The sequence below is a fragment of the Comamonas sp. GB3 AK4-5 genome (genome assembly GCF_041320665.1).
Classification (GTDB): Bacteria; Pseudomonadota; Gammaproteobacteria; order Burkholderiales; family Burkholderiaceae_C; genus Comamonas.
In genome coordinates this window covers 2,906,582-2,929,111 of record NZ_CP166730.1, presented here as the reverse complement: position 1 = coordinate 2,929,111, position 22,530 = coordinate 2,906,582, and the positions used below count along the sequence as shown (strand labels likewise).

Genomic DNA, 22,530 nt, shown 5'->3' with positions numbered 1-22,530 from the left:
ACCGCATGGGCAAGGCTGCATTGCAATGGACGGATGAAATGCTGGCCCAACTGGGCCGGGAAAAAGATGCTGTGCTGGCCGAGCGCTGGGGCACATCGGCCAAGACAGTCAACCTCAAGCGCAACGCGCTGGGCATTCCGGCCTTTGGCCATTTCCAATGGACGCCTGAGGCCATAGCCCTGCTGGGCACCCGGCCGGATGCGGCCCTGGCCCAGCAACTGGGCATCAGCAAGGCCAGCGTGGTGGCCAAGCGCACCGAGTTGGGCATTGCGGCGGCGACAGGGGCGCCGACCACTTTTGACTGGACGGCAGAGGCCGTGGCTTTGTTGGGCACGGCATCGGATGCCAAGGTAGCCGCCCAACTGGGCCTGTCCCGGTTGACGGTCTACAACGCCCGTGTGGCCCGCGGCATTCCGGCCGCTACACGCGGTGCCACCTCCACGGCCGATACCGCCGCACCATGACCCAGCCCGCAGCCGCACCGGGTGGGCGCAGTGCCGATGTGCTGCCTGGCTCGGCCGCTGGCGCCTTCCCCTGGCGCAGCGCGCTGCGCTGTGCCATGGCGGGTTGGTTGTGGTTGGCGCTGCTCTGGTGCGTGCGCTATTTTTTGACCGATTTACCGCCCTGGGCCTGGCTGCTGGCCATCGTGGCCTTGCTGGCGCTGCCTGCCTGGGGCATGTGGCTGGCGCTGATGCTGGGCAAGCAGCTGCGGCGGCTGCAGTTTGCGCCGCAGGGGCATCTGGGGCGCTGGCTGGCCGGGGGCTGGTGGCCAGCCTGCAAAGCCCTGGCGGGCAGCTTGCTGCTGTGTAGCGTCACGCTGTGGCAGGCCTGGTTTTTGTCCGCCTGGGAATGGGGGCTGCTGGCCCTGGCGCCGGCGCTGTATGCGGCGTTGAGCATGTGGCTGCACGCCCGCCTGGCCTCGGAGTTTGCCAGCCCGGGCTGGACCTGGGCATGGAGCCAGCGTGGTGCCCGCTGGCTGCTGGTGCTGCTGCTGGGCGGTGTCTGGCTGTATGGCATGGCGCGCAGCAGCGACTGGGGCAGGGCGCTGACGCCCGGCATGGATCCGGCCGCACTGGATGCCGCCTTGGCGCACATTCAGTCCGCACCCTCGGGCCTGGTGCGCTGGGGGCTGGACAGCTTGCTCACCCTGCAGGTGGCGGGCGGGGCGATGGCTGATTTACCGCAGGGGCCGGCGCTGCGTCTGTTGCTGCTGGCCCTGTGTGGCCCGGTGGGTGTGCTGCTGTGTCTGGGCCAGGTGCTGCAAGGCGCAGCCAGCAACCGTGCGGTGCGGGGATATGCATGGCCCGCAGCGCGCGCCGGGAAGGGGCCGTCGGCTGCGGCCGCATGGTGGCTGGGTCTGGTGGGGGTGCTGCTGGCCGGCGTGCTGGTACAGACCACGGCTCAGGTGGATGCCTGGCTGCGCACGCATGCCAATCCGCTGGCCTTGCAGCGCATGCCGGAGTGCGAGCGCATAGGCCAGCAGCGCTACCGCCTGGGCACGCTGGAGGCCACGCGCCAGATTGCCTTGCAGGCCTTGGGGCAGATGCAGGCTACGCCGGCCTTGTGCACGGGCTTGCAGGGCGTGCAGCAAGAGATGGATGCGGCCGTGGAGCGCTATCTGGACTGGTATTTCAGCCTGGGTGCGGAATGGGGGCGTATGTTGCGCCTGCTGACCGGCAATGTGGAGGACTTTTTGCAAGACCAACTGGCCGCCACGCTGTCAACCACACCGGGGCTGGAGGCCTGGCTATCTTCTGTGCAGCAGCAGAGCGCACGGGACAGCGCCGCATTGCAGACGGCGCAGCAGCGCATGGCCCAGACGCTGGAGCGCCACCACCTGGCGCTGGATGCCGGCCAATGCCTGCTGCGTGCCGAGGTGGCCGAGCTGCCCGCTGTGCAACTGCTGGGCCAGGCCCAACAGCGCCTGACGGCCAGTGCGGTGGCCGGAACGGGCGCGGGCGCTTTTGCGGCTGTGGTGGCGGGCAAGGCCATGGCCAAGACCTCGATGAAAGCCGCCAGCAAGGTGTTGGCCAAGGCTGCCGCCAAGCAAGGGCTGGGCAAGGCCGGTGCGGCGGTGGCGGGCGCGGCCCTAGGTTCGGTCGTTCCCGGTGTGGGCACTGCGGCCGGAGCCATCGCCGGCGCGGTGGCAGGGGCTGTAGTGGGCGTGGGTCTGGATTGGGCTGCGCTCTATGCCGAGGAGCGCTTGACGCGTGATGCCATGCGCAGCGATTTGCGCGCCGCATTGGGCGAGCAGATGCAGGCCTTGGGGGCCGCATGGAACTGCGGCGCCGGGGAAAAGCCGCTGCCATGAAACCGGCCGGGTGCTATATGCACTGCCGGCAGTGCATGTTGTGGATTACCAGTCGAAGGCAGAGTCGCTGCTGGGAAAGTGCTGCACCGGGCATTCCCCGGCCGGTCCGGGGCGGTAGCCGAAGTGGTAGGCCATTTCGGAGCCAGCCCGGCAGGGGAGGCCGCCATACAGGCGCGCATAGGTGGCGCGTGCGCCGCTGCTGGAGCGGTAGCGGTCTTCGTTCTTGAACACCAACTTACCCGCCTGGTCCTGCACGCGCAGCGTGCCGAAAGAGGCATTGCTGGGCGTCTCAAAGTCGATCAATATGTCCGGCCCCTGCATGCCCAGCTGCGAGATGATGAGGAACACCGCTCTTTGCTCTTGCACCAGCTGCGCCTGGGTCAGCACGCGCATGCCGGGAACGGAGCGCAGCCGAGGCTGAAGTGCCAGGGCCTTGCCCTCCAGCAGCACGATGGCGGCATCATTGCCCGGCGCATCGCGTGTGGGGCCGGCACGCAACGTCTTGCTCAGGCGCTGCGTCAGGGCCTCCACCAATTCCTGCGTGCTGTAATCCGATGCGTCGCGCGCCTGTGCAGGCGCGCAGACCCATGCCAGCGCCCAGCAGGCCAGCACCACCACCCTCAGGGACTGCCAGGTTCTCATAGCGTCATTCTGTTGCGAAAAAATAGCCTGCCAAGCGCAGCCCTCCACGGTAGCACCGATGAGGATCATCAGCCCGGACAAGGCTGACAGCCAAGAGAGCCCATCAGCATGACTGCCTTGCCGCGTGCTTGCAAAAGCATAGCTGCTGATGTAATGCATGTCTGTGCAAGAAGCCGGTTTGATCGCGGTTTTCTTCTGCCTGCTGCCCGATGGGCTGAGGCAGGACAGGTATGGGAGCGGCGATTACCTGGTCGACTGCAGACGCTGGCGCAGCCATTCCTGGGCGGCAGGGCGCTGTTCATAGGCGAACTGCATGGCCGAGACCGCCACCTTGTGGCGCGCCACGGCCGACTCGTCTTCCATTTGCTCGGAAGTCGGCTTGTTGCGGTTGGGTGCAAAGCTCAGGCCATACACGCCACGCTCCACGCTAAAGCCGATCTCGTAGCCTTGGTAGCTGCCTATGCGCGAAAAGGCAAAAGCGGTATGGCTGGTGACCGAGGCGGGAAAGTTCACGTTCAAGGCCATGCCCTGGGGTAGCAAGGGGCCGTTGCCGCGCTGGGCGATCAGCCGATCGAGCAGTTGGAGGGTCAGCTGGGCCACCAGCTTGGAGCGCGGGTTGGCCAGGCCGGTGTCGTCGGCGGTGTCGGCATCGGCACTCAGCGCCATGGCGGGAATGCCACGGCCAAGGGCCGCCTGTGCGTTGGCAACCGTGCCCGAGTGGATGATGACCGCGCCAATATTCTGGCCCTCGTTGGGGCCGGAGAGCACGAGGTCTGGGGCCTTGCCCCAACGCTGCTTGCCCACGATATCCAGGCCGTAGAAAGTGGCGGTGACCGGTGTGCCATGGACATAGTGCCAGTCACCCTGGGTGTAGCCCGCTTTGGTAAAGGGGCCGGCTGCCGGCGCACCCACTGGGGCGGCGCCGTTGTGGCAGCCGTTTTCGGTGCGGATCTGTGGGTCTGCCTCCGCGTCGATGGTGCTGCTGCTGTACATGACAATGGCGCCGCTGCGGCCGCTTTGCGGACTGCAGGGCAGCGACACCAGCACATCATGCCCGGCAGATCGGAGGGTGTCATACAGCGCCTTGACGTTGCTGGTCAGTCCGTCGTCGTTGGTGATGAGGATGTTGAGCGCGGTAGCGGGCGAGGCAAACAGGGCAGTGGCCGCAGCCACCACAGCGAGACTGAAGCAGAAGGGTTTCATGGTGCGCACCGTGGGTGTGAGAGGGCTGACTGTGCGCAGTCCGGGTGACACAGGCATGACAGCTGACATGGGGCGTAGCACCTGGGCCGCGCTGACCCGGTATTGCACGCCCGTTTGCATGGCATGTCCATGGTGGCAACCGAGGGTAGGGTTTCAAGGGGCACGCCCCTCCCAAGACCGCCGTGACGGCCACTGGGCATGCCTCGTTCAGCAACAGCCCCCAGCGCCTTGCTCACCCCCAGCGTGGCGCTGGTTCCGCTGGGGTGGGGCGTGTTTACTGGATCTTGGCGCCCGAGGCTTCAACCAGGGCCTTGGAGGCGCTGAAGTCGGCCTTGTACATGGCATCAAATTCCTTGATGGACATGGCCTGGGGCTCGGCGCCCTGGGCGGCAATGGCTTCCTTCACCTCGGGCATGGCCAGCAGCTTGTTCACCTGGGCATTCATCTTCTGCACGATGGGGGCGGGGGTGCCGGCCGGCATGAACAGGCCATACCAGGTGCTGACATCAAAGCCCTTCATGCCGGCGTCCTGCATGGTGGGAACGTCGGGCAGCGAGGAGGAGCGCTTGGCCGAGGTGACGGCCAGCGGGCGCAGCTTGCCGGCCTTGATCTGGCCAATGGCCGAGGGAATGGAGGACACCAGCAGGTCCACATTGCCGGCAATGGCATCCATCAGCGCCGGGTTGGAGCCCTTGTAGGGCACATGGGTCAGCTCGATGCCAGCGGCCTTTTCAAACATATGGCCGGCGATGTGGATGCTGGTGCCGTTGCCAGGCGAGCCATAGGTGATCTTGCCGGGCGTGGCCTTGGCGGCCTTGACCACATCGGCAATCGACTTGTAGGGCGAGTTCACGCTGGTGGCAATGATGACGGGCGTATAGGCCACATGGGCCACGGGCGTCAGGTCCTTGACCGGGTTCCAGGGCAGGCTTTTGTACAGATAGGGGCCCAGGATCAGATTGTCCTTCTGGCCCATGACCATGTCATAGCCGGTGGCAGGGGCCTTCACGGCGTCGCTGATGCCTATGGTGCCGCCGGCGCCACCCTTGTTCTCGGGCACGATGGCCCAGCCCGTGGTCTCGGTCAGCTTGTTGGCGATGACGCGCGAGAGAATGTCGGTGCCGCCGCCCGGTGGGAAGGGGATCACCAGGCGCACGGGCTTGCTTGGATAGTCCTTGGCGTCGCCTTGGGCAAAGGCATGGGTGGCAGTGGCGCCCAGGGCCAAGGCCATGGAAGTGCAGGTGATCAGTTGGCGAAACATGGGGAAAAGCTCCGGAGACAAAGGTCAGATCGGGACTGCCGTGGCCAGGGGGCACGGCAGAGCCATCACAGAGTGGGCTGTTTCGATGATGGGCAAGGATAGGCCGCCCATCAAGAGGGTTTGCTCCGGGTTTCGGAGCGCTTGCGCCCCGGCAGCAATGCCGAAGCCGTCTCCCGTGCTCCAGCGCGCTGTGCCTGCCGGGGTGGCCGGCATGGCAATGGTTGGCGGCCTTTCTCCGATCGGGAGCAAAGACTGCAAGGCCCACAAGGCACGCGGTTGCGTGGGGAAAAACAAATAGTAGCCCGCATTCCCCGGCGTGCTGAGCAAGCGCACCTCAAAAGTGCATGCGCCTTGCGGGCCATGGCTGCGGGGCCTTGCAGCCACAGTCTGGGCAGGGCGTGAGATTCGCTATGAGAGCGTTGCCGGGCTGAATATCTGGCTATAGATTCAGCCCAGCTTGGTGGCTCTGCACACTGGCTGCCGCCCTGGCCGGTGGTGGTGGCAGGGCGGCTGGCTTTGCATCGTGAATGGCGATGGGGTAGGTCGCGGTGTGCGGCTTCCCCATTGCCAGGATGCCACGATGCTCAGGCTTGGCGCACATCGGCCACCACGGCCTGGCCAAAGTCGGGTCGATCCAGCCAGGCCAGCACGCGGGCTGCAGCATCGCGCGGCGAGGTCAGGCTGCCCGTGGCATGCAGCTGGGCAAAGCGCTCCACATCCGGGAACTGCCCGGCATCACTGCTGCGCAGCTGCACCTGCATATCGGTGTCGATCACGCCGGGTGCCAGCGAGCAGATGCGGGCACCGTGGGGCTTGGCTGCTTCGTCCAGCGCCACCGAGGCCGAGAAGATGTCCATGCCCGCCTTGGCGGCGCAGTAGGTGGCTTGCGAGGCAATGGCGCGGCGGCCCAGGCCGGAGGAAATGTTCAGCACCTTGCGCGGCTGCGTCCAGGCCTCGGAGGCCTGCAAAAAGGCGCTGGTCAGCAGCATGGGCGCTTCCAGTCCCACGCGCAGGCCATTGGCAACGGCGCTCCAATCGCTGTGGGCCAGTGGGGCAATGGGCGGAATCATGCCGGCGTTGTTGATCAGCGTGGCGCTGGTGAACTGGGTGGCGTCCTGGCTTTGCAGCCAGTCGCGCAGCGCGGCCGCGGCTGCGGCGGGCGTGGCCAGGTCATGCTGCCACTGCTGCAGCGGCACATTCAACTGGGCGGCCAGCGCATCCAGCGCGGCATTGCGCTGGCGTGCGATGGTGATGAGCTGGTGGCCTTGCTGCAGCAGTTGCTCGGCCATGGCCAGGCCCATGCCGCGCGAGGCGCCGGTGAGGAGGGTGAGGGGGCGTTTTTGCATGCGGCTGATGGTAGCGGCTGCAGTGCGGCATTCCGCAAAGTTGCGGGCGTGGAAAAAAGCGGTGGACAGGCCCGGTCCCATGGCTGCGGAGTGCATTACCAATATGTAGAAGCCAATGCGCCGCCGCCATAATCTGTGGCTCAAAGAGATAGGGATGGCATGGACAAGAAGCAGCTCAGCGAAGCCGATATTGGTGCGAAGTTCAATATATCGCCTTGCAAAAAGATGCCCAGGTCCGGCGTGAGCAGCATGAAAATCATGCTGCCACACAGCTTGGAGGGCAGGGCATGAGTGCCACCACGACCGACAACCCGCGCATAGCCATCTACCAAAGCGCCAATGGTGAAGTGGCTGTGCGCTTGTCTGATGACACGATTTGGCTCAGTTTGCAGCAGATTGCGGACCTGTTTGGTCGGGACAAATCCGTGATCTCGCGACACTTGCGCAACGTTTTCCAGAGCGAAGAACTGCAACGTGAGGCAGTTGTTGCAAAAAATGCAACAACTGCTGCGGACGGCAAAACCTATCAAGTCGAGCATTTCAATCTCGACGCCATCATCTCGGTGGGCTACCGGGTGAACTCGGTAGAAGGCACAAGGTTTCGCCAATGGGCCTCCCGCCTGCTGCGTGAGCATCTCACACGGGGCTACACCCTCAATCGCCACAGGCTGGAAACCAATGCTGCAGAGCTGCACGCCGCACTGGAGCTGGTGCGCAAGGCCGCCCAAACACCCGAGCTGACGGTAGAGACCGGGCGTGGCCTGGTCGATATCGTCACCCGCTATGCCGACACTTTTTTGTGGTTGCAGCGCTATGACGAAGGCCTGCTCACCGAGCCTGCCGCCGAGGCCGGTGGCCGCCTGCCCACGGTGAGTGAGGCGCGCCATGCACTGGCAGGCCTCAAGGGCGATTTGATGCGGCGCGGCGATGCCACGGAACTGTTTGCCAAGGAGCGTGGAGATGGGCTGGCGGCTCTGCTGGGGAATCTGGACCAAACCGTGTTCGGAGAGCCTGCCTACCCCAGCATCGAAGCCAAAGCGGCCCATCTGCTGTACTTCGTCATCAAAAACCACCCGTTTGCGGATGGCAACAAGCGCAGTGGCGCATTTTTGTTTGTGGACTTTTTGCACCGCAACAGCCGTTTGCTGGGGGCCGATGGCCAGCCCGTGATCAACGACATGGGCCTGGCTGCGCTGGCCTTGCTGGTGGCCGAGTCCGACCCCGCGCACAAAGATGTGCTGATTCGCCTTGTGATGCATATGCTAGCCAAAAACGGTTCTGGCGCTTGAGGGGAGTGCATAGGCTGCTATCTATCTGTATGCCTCACCTTCTCGCTGAACATCCAGCATCACCCCCAGGTTCTCGAGCGCTGAGCCAGCAGCTGCGCGACAAGCTGAGCCAGGCGCGCAGCACCCAGGCCCAGCTGGTGCAGGCTATGGCCGACAGCGCTCTGCAGGCATAAAAAAAGCAGTGCGCCGCACGCACTGCCCGCATCGCACAAAACTGGCGCTGCCCACGCCAGGGCACCGCGCAAGGGCCGCCTTGTATCCCGACTAGGTGCCGGTGCCGTCCCCCTCCGGCGCATAGCGCCAGAGAGGGGGAAGACGCGAAGCGGCTCAGGGGGCGTTTTCTTTCACCCGCCCAGATACGCCTTGCGCACCTGGTCGTTCTTCAGCAGATTGGCGCCCGTGTCTTCCAGCACCACGGAACCGGTTTCCAGCACATAGCCGCGGTCGGCAATTTGTAGGGCGCGGTTGGCGTTTTGCTCCACCAGGAACACGGTCACGCCCTCGGCGCGGATCATCTGGATGATCTCGAAGATCTGGGCAATGATCAGCGGGGCCAGGCCCAGCGTGGGTTCATCCAGCAGCAGCAAACGCGGCTGGCTCATCAGCGCGCGGCCAATGGCCAGCATTTGCTGCTCGCCGCCGGACATGGTGCCCGAGCGCTGATTGGCACGCTCACGCAGGCGGGGGAACAGCTTGAAGACATGCTCCTTGCCGGCCTCGATTTCCTGCTTGTTCAGAAAGAAGCCGCCCATTTGCAGGTTCTCGGTGACGGTGAGGTCGGAGAACACGCGGCGGCCCTCGGGCGAGATGGCGATGCCGCGGCGCATGATGTGGTGGGTGGGCAGCGAGGTGATGTCCTCGCCCTCAAAGTGAATGGTGCCGCTGCTGGCGCGCGGGTTGCCGCACACCGTCATCAACAGCGAGGTCTTGCCCGCGCCGTTGCTGCCGATCAGGGTGACGATCTCACCCTGGTTCACCTTGAGGCTGACCTGGTTCACCGCGCAGATGGCGCCGTAATGCGTGGAGACCTTCTCCAGCTCCAACATGGTCTTGCTCATCATGCCTCTCCCAGATAGGCCTTGATGACCCGCTCGTTGTTGCGTATGGCCTCGGGCGTGCCTTCGGCAATGGGCTTGCCGTATTCCATCACCATGATGCGCTCGGACACGCCCATCACCAGGCCCATGTCATGCTCGATCAGCAGCACGGCCACGCCGTGCTCGTTGCGCAGCCGGTCGATCAGGGCCTGCAGGTCTTTCTTTTCCTGCGGATTCAGGCCGGCGGCGGGCTCGTCCAGCATCAACACCTTGGGGGCGGTGATCATGCAGCGGGCGATTTCCAGACGGCGTTGGTGGCCATAGGCCAGGTTGCCGGCCTCGCGGTTGGCGAATTCGCGCAGGCCCATGAAGTCCAGCCAGTGCAGGGCGCGGTCTATGGCGTCACGCTCGCTTTGGCGGTAGGCCTTGGTGTTGAACAGCCCACCCAGCACCGAAGCGCTGGTGCGGCGATGCTGGGCCACCAGCAGGTTTTCCAGTGCCGTCATGCGCTTGAACAGGCGCACGTTCTGGAAGGTGCGCACCACGCCGCGCTGGGACACGCTGTGGCTGCCCAGGCCGGCAATCGACTGCCCCTCCAGCGCCACCTGGCCGGTGGAGGGCTTGTAAAAGCCGCTGATGCAGTTGAACACCGTGGTCTTGCCGGCGCCGTTGGGGCCGATGATGGCGAAGATTTCCTTGGGCTTGAGCGACAGCTCCACGCCGTCAACGGCCAGCAGGCCGCCAAAGCGCATGCTCAGGTTTTTGACTTCCAGGATGGGGTTCATGCGGCATCTCCTTGCTTGGATGCCGGCACTTGCACATGGTGGCGCTTCATGGGCAGCAGGCCCTGGGGGCGCCAGACCATCATCAAAATCATGACCAGGCCAAAAATCAGCATGCGGTATTCGGAGAACTCGCGGGCCAGCTCGGGCAGCACGGTCAGCAAGATGGCGGCCACGATCACGCCCAGCTGCGAGCCCATGCCGCCCAGCACCACAATGGCCAGGATCAGCGCGGACTCGATGAAGGTGAAGGATTCGGGGTTGACGATGCCCTGGCGCGCCGCGAAGAACGCGCCGCCAAAGCCGGCGAACATGGCGCCCAGCGTGAAGGCCGAGAGCTTGATCTTCATGGGGTTGAGTCCCAGCGAGCGGCAGGCGATCTCGTCCTCGCGCAGGGCTTCCCAGGCGCGGCCTATCGGCATGCGAATCAAGCGGTTGCTGATGAGCAGCGTGACCACGGCCAGCAGCAAGGCCATCAAATACAGAAAGATCACCATGTGCATGGAGTTGAACTCCAGGCCGAAGAACTGGTGGAAGGTGGTGCCGTCCTCGGTCAGTGGCGAGCGCGTCATGGGCAGGCCCATCACGGTGGGCTTGGGGATGCTGGAAATGCCGTCCGGACCACCGGTCCAGTCGGTCAGGTTCACCAGCAGCAGGCGGATGATTTCGCCAAAGCCCAGCGTCACGATGGCCAGATAGTCACCGCGCAGGCGCAGCACCGGAAAGCCCAGGACAAAGCCGAACAGGGCCGCCATGGCACCCGACAGCGGCAGGGCCTGCCAGAAGCTCCAGCCCGCCCAGTGAAACAGCAAGGCGTAGGTGTAGGCGCCAACGGCGTAAAAACCCACAAAGCCCAGGTCCAGCAGGCCGGCAAAGCCCACGACGATGTTCAGGCCCAGGCCCAGCATCACATAAATCATGGCCAGGGTGGCGATGTCTACCGCGCTGCGACCGGCAAAGAAGGGCCAGGACACGGCAAACAGCAAAGCGGCCAGGAACAGGCCGTTGCGGTGGCGTGCAGGCACCGAGGGCAGGGCCGGCAGGCGCCAGCTGCGGGTGGCGCCGCGCAGGGCGGGGCGTACCAGCTGCCAGCAAAAGACGATGGCGCAGGCCCAGATCACATAGTCCCATTGCGCCACCAGATAGGTGCGCATGCCGGCGCGCTCCAGGTGCAGGCCGAAGATGGGAATGATCAGCAGCGCGGTGATGACGGTGGCCAGCAACGCCGGCCCGAATTGAAGGCGTAGGCGGTGCATCAGACTTTCTCCACTTCAGGTTTGCCCAGCAGGCCGGTGGGGCGGAAGAGCAAGATCAGCACCAGCAGGCCAAAGGCCACGATGTCCTTGTATTCCGACGAGATATAGGCTGCGGCAAAGGTCTCGGCCACGCCCAGGATCACACCGCCCAGCATGGCGCCGGGAATGGAGCCTATGCCGCCCAGCACCGCAGCCGTGAAGGCCTTGATGCCAGCGATAAAGCCGATGAAGGGGTTGAGCTTGCCCACGGCCAGCGCAATCAAGACGCCGCCCACGGCGGCCAGGATGGCGCCCAGCACAAAGGTGAACGAGATCACGCGGCTGGTGTTGATGCCCAGCATGCTGGCCATGTGCATGTCTTGTGCGCAGGCGCGGGAGGCACGGCCCATGCGGGAATGCTTGATGTAGAGGGTCAGCAGCAGCATCAGCACCACGGCCACGACGATGATCAGCACGCGGGCATAGGGCACGAACACTTCAAAGCTGTTGCCCATGTGGAAATTGAAGGCGCCGGGCAGCAGCGCAGGCACGGCCATGTCGCGCGCGCCCTGGCCCAGGGCCACCCAGTTCTGCAAGAAGATGGACATGCCGATGGCCGAGATCAGGGCCACCAGACGCGGGCTGTTGCGCAAGGGCTTGTAGGCGACCTGTTCCACGGCAAAGCCGTAGACGCCGGTGATGACGGCGGCGACCACCAGCATCAGGGCGATGATGGCCCAGATGGGCAGGGCGCCCTGTGTGCCCACGGCCGACAAGGTGACCAGGCCGACATAGGCGCCCAGCATATAGATGTCGCCATGGGCGAAATTGATCATACCGATGATGCCGTAGACCATGGTGTAGCCGATGGCGATCAGGGCGTAGATGGCTCCGAGTGAGAGCCCGTTGAAAAGCTGTTGTATCAGCTGGGGCAACAAGTCAGACATGCTGTCTTTTCCGCCGTTGAGGGCCGCTGGCAGTGATGGCGGGAGGCCCTGGTTAAAGAAACGGGGCAGGAAGCCGGTGGTAAGCGGCAGTCCTGCCCCGAGTGGTTGGCGTGGATTACTTGGCCAGCGTCTTGCTGCCGTCCTTGTGCCACTGGAAGACCTGGAAGTCGAAGGACTTCAGGTCACCTTGCTTGACCCAGGAGGCCTGGCCGATCACGGTGTCGATCGTGGCCTTGTGCAGGTGGTCGGCCACCTTGGCGGGGTTGTCGCCCGCGGCCTTGATGCCTTCCAGCAGCGTCTGGGCGGCGGCAAACGAGGTCAGCTGGAAGGCGCCCGAAGCATTGCGCTTGGCATCCTTGAAGGCCTTGACCACGGCGGCGTTCTTGGGGTTGGCAGAGAAGTCGGCCGGCAGGGTCACCAGCATGCCTTCGACGGCATTGCCGGCAATGGCGTTGACTTCGGGGTTGCCCACACCTTCGGGGCCCATCATCTTGACCTTCAGGCCTTGCTCGGCGGCCTGGCGCAGCAGCAGGCCCATTTCGGGGTGGTAGCCCCCGAAGTAGACAAAGTCCACGCCCGCGCCCTTGAGCTTGGTGATGACGGCGGAGTAGTCGCTGTCGCCGGCATTGATGCCTTCGAACAGGGCCACGGGTACATTGGCCTTCTTCAGGTCGTCGCGCACCGAGGCTGCAATGCCCTGGCCGTAGGATTGCTTGTCGTGCAGAACAGCGACTTTCTTGGGCTTGGCCTGTTCGATGATGAACTTGGCGGCAGCCGGGCCTTGCTGGTCGTCACGGCCGATGGTGCGGAAGATGAAGTGGTAGTTCTTGCCATCGGTCAGCGCGGGCGACGTGGCAGAAGGGGTGACCACGACCACACCTTCGTTGTTGTAGATGGGGGCGGCGGCAATCGATGCGCCGGAGCAGACGGGGCCGATCACATAGCCGATCTTGCTGTTGACCACGCGGTTGGCGGCCACAGGGCCTTGCTTGGGTTCGCAGGCGTCGTCCACCGGCACCAGTTCGATCTTCTTGCCATTGATGCCGCCGGCGGCATTGGCCATTTCCACGGCCGTGGTCGCACCTTCCTTGACCATGTCACCGTATTGCGTCAGAGGACCGGTCGTGGGGATGACCAGGGCGATCTTGATGGCCTGGGCGTGGGCCGTGCCCAGGAAGGCAGCGCCTGCAAGACCGAGGGCGCAGGCGAAGGTATGCATACGGAACGGAATGCGCATGGGAATCCTCTCTGTTGTGGTGAAGTGTTCGAGAAAGCGTGCTGATGGTTTGCAATGTCCGTGCCAAATACAAGGCGGGAAAATTGGCAAGTTGTAAAGCTTATCGGGCGGGTCTCCTACAACAATGGGGTTTATTCCTATGGATGCGCTGCTTTCAACTTTGTAGCGCCTGAAGCGGTTCTGTACTGGTTTTGATTTGCAGGAATATTGCGTAAATGTGGCGAATGTACTGCGACGCTACAGTTTTTTGTACATGGGGAGGTGGTGGCGCTGGAAGTCTTGCGTTGCGGCGGGATGCACTGCTGCGCCAGCGCCGCAAGTAGCAGAGTGCCGCGCAGGGTTGAGAGGGCCGTGAATACCCTGGGTTGTGGCGGCGCGCAGGATTAAAACGGGGCCGGGCTGTGCAGATCCAGGAGCTCGCCCGTCACCGGATGGGCAAAGCGCAGCTGGCAGGCATGCAGCAGCAGGCGTGGGACGGCGGCCGCCAGCGCGGGCGGGGCGTACAGGGCATCGCCCAGCATGGGGTGGACCAGATGCTGCATATGTACCCGCAGCTGGTGGGTGCGGCCGGTGACGGGCTCCAGAGCCAGGCGTGTGGCCGGGCCACCGCCATGGGCAGCATCGCCCCAGGGGCCCAGCACGCACCAGCGGGTCTGGCTGGGCTTGCCTTCGGGGCCCACATGGCGCAGTGGGCGTTGGCTCCAATCGGCAGCAATCGGCGCGTCCAGCAGCTGCCAATGGCCGGGCTGGGCCTGGGGCATGCCGGCCACCACCGCCTCATAGCTCTTGTGGACCAGGCGCTGCTCGAAGGCCAGGCTCAGTGCACGCTGCACTTCCACGCTGCGCGCCATCAACACCAGGCCGGAAGTCGCCATGTCCAGACGGTGCACGACCAGGGCATCCGCCCACCGCGCCTGGGCACGGGCGCTCAGGCAGTCCTGCTTGTCCGGCCCCTTGCCGGGCACACACAGCAGGCCGGCCGGCTTGTCCAGCACCAGCAGGTAGGCGTCTTCATACAGGCAGTGCAGCGGCGCTGCGGGGGAGGGGGGAAGCATGGGAGATCAAGAAAAACAGTGATGGAGAGGGTGTGCGGTGCACCGGTTGCGCCTCGGACTGCCCTTCACCCCAGCCCTCTCCCCTGAGGGGCGAGGGAGTGAAGCCAGGGCGCAGCATATAAAACCGGCGCAGCCCAAGCGCGAGACGGCCAGCAAGGGCCGCCCCGCAGCAAAGGCCGTCGTCCCCCTCAGGGGGAAGGCGCCGCAGGCGACTCAGGGGGAAGACTTCAACAACTGATCCACCGTGGTACACAGCTCTTCCACGTCATTGGGCTTGTGGATCAGTGCTCTGGCGCCGGCGGCCAGGGCTTCCTGCTCGATTTCAGCGGTGATATAGCCCGAGGCCAGGGCCACGGGAAGGTCAGGGCGTATCTGCAGCGCGGCGCGCACCAGGTCCACGCCGCAATAGCCCGGCATGTTGTAGTCGGTCACCAGCAGCTGGTAGCGCTGCGGGTCGTTGTGCAGCGCGGTGGTGGCTTCGTGCGGGTCGCAAAAGCCGGTGACCTGGTAGCCACGGCGTTTGAGCAGGCGCTTGACCAGGAAGACCATGGCCTCGTCATCGTCCACATACATCACATGGCAGCTGGCTTGCCAGGCGGCGGGGGCGGGGGCTTGCGCCACCACGGAGGCGCGGCGCACCTTGGGCGCGGCTTCGGGCAGGCTGATGCCTTGCGCCACCGGGAAGAACAGCGTGAAGCGGCTGCCCAGGCCGGGCTGGCTTTGCACGTCGACCGCGCCGCCGTGGGTGCGCATCACGCCATGCACCACGGCCAGGCCCAGGCCGGTGCCCTGGCCCACGGGCTTGGTGGTGAAAAAAGGCTCGAAGATGCGCTGCACCGTGCTGGTGGACATGCCCGGCCCGTTGTCCTGCACCGTGTAGGTGATGTAGGGGGCGGGCGGCAGGCCCAGGCGCTCGCACAGGCGCGGCTCGGGCTCGGCCAGGGTGGCCGCCATGTGCACCATGCCGCGCACTTCGCCAATGGCGTGGATGGCATTGCTGGCCAGGTTGAACAGGGCCTGCTCCACCTGGGTGGAGTCGGCCAGCAGGGCGGGCAGGTCGACGTCGATATGGGTGTGCAGCTCGATGGCGGGCGGTAGCGACACGCGCAGCAGGCGCTCGGTGTCGCGCAGCACCTCGCCCGCACGCACCGGGTGGCGCTGCGGGGGCTGGTTGCGGCTGAAGGTCAGGATCTGACGCACCAGATCGCGGGCGCGCTTGCCGGCTTTTTCGATCTCGTGCAGGCTTTCCTGCAGCTGGGGGTTGGAGGCCGCGTCGGCCATTGCCAGCTCCACATTGCCCAGAATGGCGCCGACGATGTTGTTGAAGTCGTGGGCGATGCCGCCGGCCATGGTGCCCAGGGCCTGCATCTTGTGCGATTCGCGCAGCTGCGCTTCCAGCTCGCCACGCAGGCTTTCCGCGCGCTTGCGGCTGGACAGGTCGCGGGCGAAGACCGTGGTGGTCTCGCCCTCGCCATAGCGCTCGAAGGAGATGCTGACCTCCACTGGCACCGTGCGGCCGGTGGCGGTGCGGCCATCCATTTCGCCCAGCACGGCCTGGGTGGTCAGCGGGGCCAGCTCCAGCGCCTGGGCCGCGTCGGGTAGAAAGCGTTCCAGCGGGCTGTTCAGCGCCTCTTGCATGGGGCAGAGAAACAGCGTGGCGGCCGTGGGGTTGAAGACGGTGATGCGCCGCTGGCTGTCCACGCAGATGATGGCATCTTGCGAGGTGTTGATCACGGCTTCCAGCCGGCGCTCGCTGGCGTGCAGCTGGGTGTTGCGCTCCTGCAGGGCTTGGCGTTCGGCCAGCAGCGGGCCCTGGTCGACCACGGCACACATGAACTGGGCCGAGGCCGGCCCCTCGCGCTGGGGAATCTCGATGCAGGCAATGTGCAGATCGCCCTGCATGGTCTGGCCGCTGGCCACGGCGAACAGCACCTCATGGACTTCGCTGCGGCCGTTGTGGCGGGCATTGCGGAAGGCGCGTTCGACGCGCTCCGTGTCCACCGGATTCACAAAAGGCATGAAGCAGGCCAGCAGCCGGTCCTGGGAGGGCGGCTGGAAGGCCGTGTGCGCCATGGCATTTGCCTGGATGACCATATCGTGCTCGTCAATGACCAGCAAGGGCAGGGGCACGCTGGAGAACAGGGCCTCGAAGCGCTCGGAGGCGCTTTCCGCCACGGCCTGGCTGTAGTCCAGCACCTTGTTCTGGATTTCCAGCTCGGCCTGGTAGTTGCGCAGCTCGGCAATCAGGGCGCTCAGCGGGTCGCCCTCGTCGATGTCCTGTGCCTCCCAGGCTTCCAGATGGGGAAAGCTCGGTGCCAGAGGGGGAGCGGGTGCCATCGACGGGGCCGCCGGCAGCAGATCCTGTACAGCGTCGGGGTCTTCGTGGTGCAGCAGAAAGGAAAGGTCCGGGCGGCTCATCGGTGGTCAGTTGCCGCAGCGCATAAGGCCACAGGGACGGGCAGTGTAAGCCCCTTGCCGGGAACGCTACAAGCGCAGCCCGGCAGGGGCGGGTGGCTTACTCGGATAAGTCGCCCACCGGCACGCAGCTGCAAAACAGGTTGCGGTCGCCGTAGACGTTGTCGACACGGCCCACCGGGCTCCAGTATTTGCTGCGGCGCAGGGCTGGGATCGGATAGGCCGCAGTCTCACGGTTGTAGCCATGGGCCCAGTCATTGCCCACCACCTGTTCGGCCGTGTGCGGGGCATTTTTCAGCGGGTTGTCCTCGCGGTCCCAGCGGCCGGCCTCGATCTGGCGGATTTCCTCGCGGATGGCAATCATGGCCGCGATAAAGCGCTCGATTTCGGCCAGGGGTTCGCTTTCGGTGGGCTCCACCATCAGCGTATTGGCCACGGGAAAGGACAGCGTGGGCGCGTGAAAGCCATAGTCGATCAGGCGCTTGGCCACGTCCTCGGCCATGACGCCGCTGCTGTCCTTGAGGCCGCGCAGGTCCAGGATGCACTCATGCGCCACATGGCCATTGCTGGAGGCATAGAGCGTGGGGAAGTGGTCCTTGAGGCGGGCGCTGATGTAGTTGGCGCTCAATATGGCCGTTTCGGTGGCGGCCTGCAGGCCTTGCGCGCCCATCATGCGGATATACATCCAGCTGATGGGCAGCACCGCCGCATTGCCGAGAGGCGCCGCGCTCACGGCCCCCGTCTTGGAAGTAATACCTCCCGTGGCATGGCCGGGCAGAAAAGGCACCAGGTCCTCCACCACGCAGACCGGGCCCACGCCGGGGCCGCCACCGCCGTGGGGGATGCAAAAGGTTTTGTGCAGATTCAGGTGGCTGACATCGCCGCCAAACTCGCCGGGCGCGGCCACGCCGACCAGGGCGTTCATATTGGCGCCGTCCACATAGACGCGGCCGCCGTGCTGGTGCACCAGGGCGCAGAGTTCCTTCACCTGGGTCTCGAACACGCCGTGGGTGCTGGGGTAGGTGATCATCACGCAGGCTAATTTTGCGCTGTGCTGCTCGCACTTGGCCTGCAGGTCGGCCAGGTCCACATTGCCCTGTTCGTCGCAGGCCGTCACCACCACCTGCATGCCCACCATCTGGGCGCTGGCTGGGTTGGTGCCATGGGCGCTGCTGGGGATCAGGCAGATGTTGCGGTGGGATTCGCCCCGGCTGGCATGCCAGCCCCGTATGGCCAGGAGGCCGGCGTATTCACCCTGGCTGCCGGCATTGGGCTGCAGGCTGACGCCGGCGTAGCCCGTGGCCTGGCACAGCCAGGCGCGCAGCTGGGCGTCCAGCTGGGCATAGCCTTGCTGCTGGTCTGCGGGTGCAAAGGGGTGGATATGGGCAAACTCCGGCCAGGTGATGGGAATCATCTCGCTGGTGGCGTTGAGCTTCATGGTGCACGAGCCCAGGGGGATCATGCTGCGGTCCAGCGCCAAATCCTTGTCCGAGAGGCTGCGGATATAGCGCAGCATGGCGGTTTCGGAGTGGTGGGTGTTGAACACCGGGTGGGTCAAAAAGCTGCTGCTGCGCTGCAGGCCATCGGGGATCAGCGAGGGCGCGCCCTCGTCCATGGCCTCTATGGTGGGCAGTGCCTGGCCGTCCTTGGCAAAGATGGACCACAGCAGCTGCACATCGGCGCGGGTGCTGGTCTCGTCCAGGCTGATGCACAGGTAGTCGCTCCCCACTTTGCGCAGATTGGCGCCCTGGGCCATGGCACGTGCAGCGATGGTGGCTGTGGCTGTCTGGGTGTGCAGGCTGAGGGTGTCAAAAGCCGTGCCGAAAGGGCCGTTGGCAAAGCCCAGCTGGGCCAGGCCACGGCTCAAAATGGCGGTGAGGCGGGCCACGCGGCGGGCGATGCGCGTGAGGCCTAGCGGGCCATGGTAGACGGCATACATGCTGGCAATCACCGCCGGCAGCACCTGGGCCGTGCAGATATTGGACGTGGCTTTTTCGCGGCGGATATGCTGCTCGCGGGTTTGCAGGGCCAGGCGGTAGGCGCTGTGGCCATGGGCGTCCACACTCACGCCCACCAGGCGGCCGGGCAGGCTGCGCTTGAACGCGTCGCGGCAGGCCATGAAGGCGGCGTGCGGGCCGCCGGCGCCCATGGGCATGCCAAAGCGCTGGCTGCTGCCCACCACAATGTCGGCGCCCCATTCACCCGGCGGCGTCAGCAGGGTCAGGGCCAGCAGGTCGGTGGCGAAGATGGCGGCGGCCTGCTTGGCGTGGATGGCCTGCACATCGGCCTGCCAGTCCACCAGCCAGCCGTTGCTGGCGGGGTATTGGATCAGGGCGGCAAACAGCTCGCCGGCCAGTGCCGCGTCCCATTCCGCCTTGGACTGGGCCACCACCACGCGGATGTCCAGCGGTGCGGCGCGGGTCTGTATGACTTCCAGGGTCTGGGGATGGACGCCACCGGCAATCACCAAGGTGGAACTCTTGGATTTGACGGAGCGTTTGGCCAGCGTCATGGCCTCGGCCGCGGCCGTGGCTTCGTCCAGCATGGAGGCATTGGCAACGTCCATGCCGGTGAGGTCGCAGACCATGGTCTGAAAGTTCACCAGGGCCTCCATACGGCCCTGGGAAATCTCGGCCTGGTAGGGCGTGTAGGCCGTGTACCAGGCCGGGTTCTCCAGGATGTTGCGCAGGATCACACCCGGCGTGTGCGTGCCGTAGTAGCCCTGGCCGATAAAGCTTTTGAGCACGCGGTTTTGCCCGGCCAATGCCTTGAGTTCGGCCAGCGCCTGGGCCTCGGTCACGGCCGGCGGCAGCTGCATGGGCTGGCTGCGGCGTATGGCGGCCGGCACGATGGAGGCCATCAGCGCCTCGCGCGAGGCCTCGCCGATCACGGACAGCATATGGGCTTCGTCCTGCGGCGAAATGGCTATATGGCGGGGAATGAACTCGCCGCTGTTTTCCAGCGAGGCAAGTGAGGCGGTGGGGGCGGGGTGCGACATCAGCATGGGAGGGACCTGTTCTCAAACACTGTGACTGGCGGGCTGCATGCGGGGCATGCATGGCAAGGCCCTGTGCCGGGTGGCGCAGGGCCGGTTTTTTCAAGGCGCGTTGGCGTGCTCCAGCGCGCCATGCATCAGGGCCAGACGCTGGCTGTCCTGATCAGCGTATTCCCAATCCGGGTATTGGCGGCGTGCCACCTGGTTCAGCCATTGCTGGCAGGCCAGGGCAAGCCGGGCTTGCTGCTGCACATCGGCGTCGATGGCGCCCGCAATCTTGAGCTGGCCAAAAGCCACGGCCACGCGTGCGCGGCAGACGGACTGCAGATAGCGGTGGTGCATATCGTCCTGGGCCAGCCACTGGGCCTTGGCGGCTTCATCGCGCGAGAGCATGTCTTCGGGCACGGGCAGATCCCAGTCGCTCAGATGCTGGCGCAAGAACACCATGACCTGGGGAGGCTTGCCCCCGGCCTGCTCCTGGTACCAGTCCTGCAAGGCGGCCAGGGTGTCGCTGCCGTCATCGTTGCCAAAGGGGCTGAAGTCGTCGCCGCAGTCGTAATAGAAATCGTCGGCCGCCACGCGCACAAAAACCGGGTGGCTGGTGCTGGGTGACAGGCCTTCGTCGGGATCGTCGAAATACAAAGAGGTAGGCATGGTGACTGTGGGAGCATGCAAAAACGGCCCTTGTGTGGGCCGATCATGCGGCTCAGTTGTTTTGGGCGAAAGCGTTGTAGGCGGTCTCTTCCATCAGGCCATCCAGCTGCGAGACATCGGCCAGCTTGACCTTGAAGAACCAGCCGGCGCCCAGCGGGTCGGTATTGGCCAGGGAAGGGTCGGCGCGCAGGACTTCGTTGACTTCCACGATTTCACCGGTCACGGGCATGTAGACATCGGCGGCGGCCTTGACGGACTCCACCACACCGGCCACATCACCGGCATTGAAACTGGCGCCGACCTCGGGCAGGTCCACAAACACCACATCACCCAGCGCGTCTTGTGCGTGGACGGTGATGCCGATCACGGCGGCGTTGGTGTCGGCGGTGTTGATCCACTCATGCTCTTTGGAAAACTTGATGCTCATGGCAGGCTCCGTTGGGAAGTTGGCAATCTCATAAACCGACCGCATCAACCATGCGGGCGGGGGAACAGGTCGAACGCGACTGTAGCGGCAGCAGCGCATGCAGCAAGGCTTTGCGGCAGGTTTTTATGCCAGTTGCGCAGCACATCTGCATGGGCAGCTATGGTTTTTTGGGGTACTTTGGGCGTTAGCCGCGGTGATAACGGGTAGGCACAAATGGCGTGGCCGCCACCTTCATGGGCACGGGCTTGCCGCGCACCATGGCAAACAGCTCGGTGTCGGCATCGGCATAGTCGGGCTGCACATAGCCCAGGGCAATGGGCTGGTTCAGTGTGGGGCTGAGCAGGCCGCTGGTGATGATGCCCACCTGCTGGCCGTCCAGGTTTTCCAGCACGGCCGGCTCGCGCACAGGCACGCGCTCGGTGGCGATCAGGCCCACGCGGCGGCGGGTGAGGGTGCTGGGGTGATCGAGCTGGCCCAGCACCGCATCGGCACCCAGAAAACCGCCGGCACGTGCACCGCCGCTGCGGCGCACTTTCTGAATGGCCCAGGTTAGCGCGGCCTCCACCGGCGTGGTTGCGGTGTCCATATCGTTGCCATACAGGCACAGACCGGCCTCCAGGCGCAGCGAGTTGCGCGCGCCCAGGCCTATGGGCGCCACCTCGGGCTGGGCCAGCAGCAAGCGGGCCAGGGACTCGGCCTGTTGGCCGGGCACGGAGATTTCAAAACCGTCTTCGCCGGTGTAGCCGCTGCGGGTGATGTAGCAGGGGATGCCCGCAATCTCTACGGCCTTGCCGGTCATGAACACCAGCTCCAGCGCAGCAGGCGCCACCCGGCGCAGCACGGCCGCGGCCTGCGGGCCTTGCAGGGCCAGCAAGGCCTGTTCGGGCATGGGGATGACCTGGCAGCGCTGGCCTATGTGCTGCTGGATATGGGCGATGTCGGCCTGCTTGCAGGCGCCGTTGACGATGAGGAACAGATCCTCGCCGCGGTTGACGAACATCAGGTCATCCAGAATGCCGCCGGCCTCGTTGAGCAGCAGGCCATAGCGCTGCTTGTGCAGGCCCAGGCCTTGCACGTCCACGGGCATCAGGGCTTCCAGTGCGGCGGCGGCGTCCGGCCCCACCAGGCGCAACTGGCCCATGTGGGAGACATCGAACAGGCCGGCCGCCTCGCGCGTGTGTTTGTGCTCGGCCATCAGGCCGGCGGGGTATTGCACCGGCATGGAATAACCGGCAAAGGGCACCATGCGCGCGCCCTTTTCAAGGTGCAGGGCATGCAGCGGCGTGGTCAGCAAGTCGGTGGTGGCAGCGGTCATGAAGGAGGTGGAATGCAAAGCCAATGGGAATGCCGGTGGCTCTGCCACCAGCGCCTGGCCCTGCTGTCCGCTTTACCTGAGAGATTCGCCCGCAGCCTCTGGGCCTTGGGGTTGCTCCTTCGGTGGACGGGGTGCCACCACCCGCGTCTCTCTCCAACAAGGTACGCCCGCAGGCAATGCGGCGGGCGGCTGTCAGTCCTTTTGCCTGAGCGTTTGGGGTTGCCCCTGCGCCTTCGGCGGCACCAGCTGGGCCTGCGGCCGGGTGCGCTCTCCTGACGAATCCGGCGCAGTATATCCGGGCGCTGGCCGGCCGCCTACCGGGTGTTTGCGGGGGGCGGTCGGCATATGCATAGATGCAAACGCTCTGAAACGCTCCCTA

Annotated in this window: 18 protein-coding genes and 2 riboswitches; of the genes, 3 read left to right on the top strand and 15 right to left on the bottom strand. The window is 65.1% G+C overall.

Features of this window, described 5'->3' with window-relative positions; all coding sequences use genetic code 11:
- Window positions 1-5: 5 nt before the first annotated feature.
- Together ACA027_RS13165 and ACA027_RS13160 are read left to right on the top strand one after the other, a co-directional pair.
- A complete protein-coding gene (locus ACA027_RS13165; protein WP_370678677.1) occupies window positions 6-464 on the top strand; it encodes a hypothetical protein in 459 nt (152 codons plus the stop codon).
- Window positions 461-2,311, top strand: coding sequence for a hypothetical protein (locus ACA027_RS13160; RefSeq protein ID WP_370678676.1), 1,851 nt, complete (start codon window positions 461-463; stop codon window positions 2,309-2,311). The genes ACA027_RS13165 and ACA027_RS13160 overlap by 4 nt, the downstream gene beginning before the upstream one ends.
- 45 nt (window positions 2,312-2,356) lie before the next feature.
- Here ACA027_RS13160 and ACA027_RS13155 read toward each other — a convergent pair whose 3' ends face one another.
- The 4 genes from ACA027_RS13155 to ACA027_RS13140 form a co-directional block, all read right to left on the bottom strand.
- On the bottom strand, window positions 2,357-2,953 hold the full coding sequence (locus ACA027_RS13155) for a hypothetical protein (RefSeq protein WP_370678675.1): 597 nt from the start codon (window positions 2,951-2,953) through the stop codon (window positions 2,357-2,359).
- A gap of 243 nt (window positions 2,954-3,196) precedes the next feature.
- On the bottom strand, window positions 3,197-4,156 hold the full coding sequence (locus tag ACA027_RS13150) for a 5'/3'-nucleotidase SurE (protein ID WP_370678674.1): 960 nt from the start codon (window positions 4,154-4,156) through the stop codon (window positions 3,197-3,199).
- A 274-nt stretch (window positions 4,157-4,430) separates the two neighbouring features.
- Entirely contained in the window at window positions 4,431-5,417 is a 987-nt protein-coding gene (locus ACA027_RS13145) for a Bug family tripartite tricarboxylate transporter substrate binding protein (protein ID WP_370678673.1), read from the bottom strand.
- Window positions 5,418-6,001: 584 nt separating this feature from the next.
- The gene (locus ACA027_RS13140) at window positions 6,002-6,763 is read right to left on the bottom strand and encodes an SDR family NAD(P)-dependent oxidoreductase (protein ID WP_370682582.1); all 762 of its coding nucleotides are present in this window, start codon (window positions 6,761-6,763) and stop codon (window positions 6,002-6,004) included.
- A gap of 287 nt (window positions 6,764-7,050) precedes the next feature.
- Here ACA027_RS13140 and rhuM point away from each other — a divergent pair, with 287 nt between their 5' ends.
- Entirely contained in the window at window positions 7,051-8,052 is a 1,002-nt protein-coding gene (gene rhuM / locus ACA027_RS13135) for a RhuM family protein (protein WP_370678672.1), read from the top strand.
- Window positions 8,053-8,396: 344 nt separating this feature from the next.
- On the opposite strand, the gene ACA027_RS13130 is transcribed toward rhuM, so the two are convergent.
- From ACA027_RS13130 to gcvT, 11 genes are all read right to left on the bottom strand, one after another.
- Window positions 8,397-9,098, bottom strand: a complete 702-nt coding sequence (locus ACA027_RS13130) for an ABC transporter ATP-binding protein (RefSeq protein ID WP_370682581.1) — start codon at window positions 9,096-9,098, stop codon at window positions 8,397-8,399.
- Between the two features lie 11 nt (window positions 9,099-9,109).
- On the bottom strand, window positions 9,110-9,874 hold the full coding sequence (gene livG / locus ACA027_RS13125) for a high-affinity branched-chain amino acid ABC transporter ATP-binding protein LivG (RefSeq protein ID WP_370678671.1): 765 nt from the start codon (window positions 9,872-9,874) through the stop codon (window positions 9,110-9,112).
- Window positions 9,871-11,127 (bottom strand): high-affinity branched-chain amino acid ABC transporter permease LivM, encoded by a 1,257-nt coding sequence (locus ACA027_RS13120; RefSeq protein WP_370678670.1) that lies wholly within the window; start codon window positions 11,125-11,127, stop codon window positions 9,871-9,873. The genes livG and ACA027_RS13120 overlap by 4 nt, the downstream gene beginning before the upstream one ends.
- Window positions 11,127-12,053, bottom strand: coding sequence for a high-affinity branched-chain amino acid ABC transporter permease LivH (gene livH / locus ACA027_RS13115; protein ID WP_370678669.1), 927 nt, complete (start codon window positions 12,051-12,053; stop codon window positions 11,127-11,129). The genes ACA027_RS13120 and livH overlap by 1 nt, the downstream gene beginning before the upstream one ends.
- Window positions 12,054-12,168: 115 nt before the next feature.
- The gene (locus ACA027_RS13110) at window positions 12,169-13,290 is read right to left on the bottom strand and encodes a branched-chain amino acid ABC transporter substrate-binding protein (protein ID WP_370678668.1); all 1,122 of its coding nucleotides are present in this window, start codon (window positions 13,288-13,290) and stop codon (window positions 12,169-12,171) included.
- A gap of 383 nt (window positions 13,291-13,673) precedes the next feature.
- On the bottom strand, window positions 13,674-14,345 hold the full coding sequence (locus ACA027_RS13105) for an RluA family pseudouridine synthase (protein WP_370678667.1): 672 nt from the start codon (window positions 14,343-14,345) through the stop codon (window positions 13,674-13,676).
- A 213-nt stretch (window positions 14,346-14,558) separates the two neighbouring features.
- Entirely contained in the window at window positions 14,559-16,763 is a 2,205-nt protein-coding gene (locus tag ACA027_RS13100; protein ID WP_370678666.1) for an ATP-binding protein, read from the bottom strand.
- A 97-nt stretch (window positions 16,764-16,860) separates the two neighbouring features.
- Window positions 16,861-19,764 (bottom strand): aminomethyl-transferring glycine dehydrogenase, encoded by a 2,904-nt coding sequence (gcvP, locus tag ACA027_RS13095; RefSeq protein ID WP_370678665.1) that lies wholly within the window; start codon window positions 19,762-19,764, stop codon window positions 16,861-16,863.
- Window positions 19,765-19,857: 93 nt separating this feature from the next.
- Window positions 19,858-20,409, bottom strand: a complete 552-nt coding sequence (locus ACA027_RS13090) for a MolR family transcriptional regulator (RefSeq protein ID WP_370678664.1) — start codon at window positions 20,407-20,409, stop codon at window positions 19,858-19,860.
- Between the two features lie 52 nt (window positions 20,410-20,461).
- Window positions 20,462-20,836, bottom strand: coding sequence for a glycine cleavage system protein GcvH (gene gcvH, locus ACA027_RS13085; protein ID WP_370678663.1), 375 nt, complete (start codon window positions 20,834-20,836; stop codon window positions 20,462-20,464).
- Window positions 20,837-21,020: 184 nt separating this feature from the next.
- Entirely contained in the window at window positions 21,021-22,151 is a 1,131-nt protein-coding gene (gene gcvT, locus ACA027_RS13080) for a glycine cleavage system aminomethyltransferase GcvT (RefSeq protein ID WP_370678662.1), read from the bottom strand.
- 53 nt (window positions 22,152-22,204) lie between these two features.
- A riboswitch (glycine riboswitch) is annotated at window positions 22,205-22,318 on the bottom strand.
- Window positions 22,319-22,338: 20 nt separating this feature from the next.
- Window positions 22,339-22,436: riboswitch (glycine riboswitch) on the bottom strand.
- Window positions 22,437-22,530: the final 94 nt, after the last annotated feature.

Coding starts and splice junctions, on each gene's coding strand:
- ACA027_RS13165 (WP_370678677.1), top strand. CDS start 6: ATGGGCAAGGCTGCATTGCAATGGACGGATGAAATGCTGGCCCAACTG.
- ACA027_RS13160 (WP_370678676.1), top strand. CDS start 461: ATGACCCAGCCCGCAGCCGCACCGGGTGGGCGCAGTGCCGATGTGCTG.
- ACA027_RS13155 (WP_370678675.1), bottom strand. CDS start 2,953: ATGAGAACCTGGCAGTCCCTGAGGGTGGTGGTGCTGGCCTGCTGGGCG.
- ACA027_RS13150 (WP_370678674.1), bottom strand. CDS start 4,156: ATGAAACCCTTCTGCTTCAGTCTCGCTGTGGTGGCTGCGGCCACTGCC.
- ACA027_RS13145 (WP_370678673.1), bottom strand. CDS start 5,417: ATGTTTCGCCAACTGATCACCTGCACTTCCATGGCCTTGGCCCTGGGC.
- ACA027_RS13140 (WP_370682582.1), bottom strand. CDS start 6,763: ATGCAAAAACGCCCCCTCACCCTCCTCACCGGCGCCTCGCGCGGCATG.
- rhuM (WP_370678672.1), top strand. CDS start 7,051: ATGAGTGCCACCACGACCGACAACCCGCGCATAGCCATCTACCAAAGC.
- ACA027_RS13130 (WP_370682581.1), bottom strand. CDS start 9,098: ATGTTGGAGCTGGAGAAGGTCTCCACGCATTACGGCGCCATCTGCGCG.
- livG (WP_370678671.1), bottom strand. CDS start 9,874: ATGAACCCCATCCTGGAAGTCAAAAACCTGAGCATGCGCTTTGGCGGC.
- ACA027_RS13120 (WP_370678670.1), bottom strand. CDS start 11,127: ATGCACCGCCTACGCCTTCAATTCGGGCCGGCGTTGCTGGCCACCGTC.
- livH (WP_370678669.1), bottom strand. CDS start 12,053: ATGTCTGACTTGTTGCCCCAGCTGATACAACAGCTTTTCAACGGGCTC.
- ACA027_RS13110 (WP_370678668.1), bottom strand. CDS start 13,290: ATGCGCATTCCGTTCCGTATGCATACCTTCGCCTGCGCCCTCGGTCTT.
- ACA027_RS13105 (WP_370678667.1), bottom strand. CDS start 14,345: ATGCTTCCCCCCTCCCCCGCAGCGCCGCTGCACTGCCTGTATGAAGAC.
- ACA027_RS13100 (WP_370678666.1), bottom strand. CDS start 16,763: ATGAGCCGCCCGGACCTTTCCTTTCTGCTGCACCACGAAGACCCCGAC.
- gcvP (WP_370678665.1), bottom strand. CDS start 19,764: ATGCTGATGTCGCACCCCGCCCCCACCGCCTCACTTGCCTCGCTGGAA.
- ACA027_RS13090 (WP_370678664.1), bottom strand. CDS start 20,409: ATGCCTACCTCTTTGTATTTCGACGATCCCGACGAAGGCCTGTCACCC.
- gcvH (WP_370678663.1), bottom strand. CDS start 20,836: ATGAGCATCAAGTTTTCCAAAGAGCATGAGTGGATCAACACCGCCGAC.
- gcvT (WP_370678662.1), bottom strand. CDS start 22,151: ATGACCGCTGCCACCACCGACTTGCTGACCACGCCGCTGCATGCCCTG.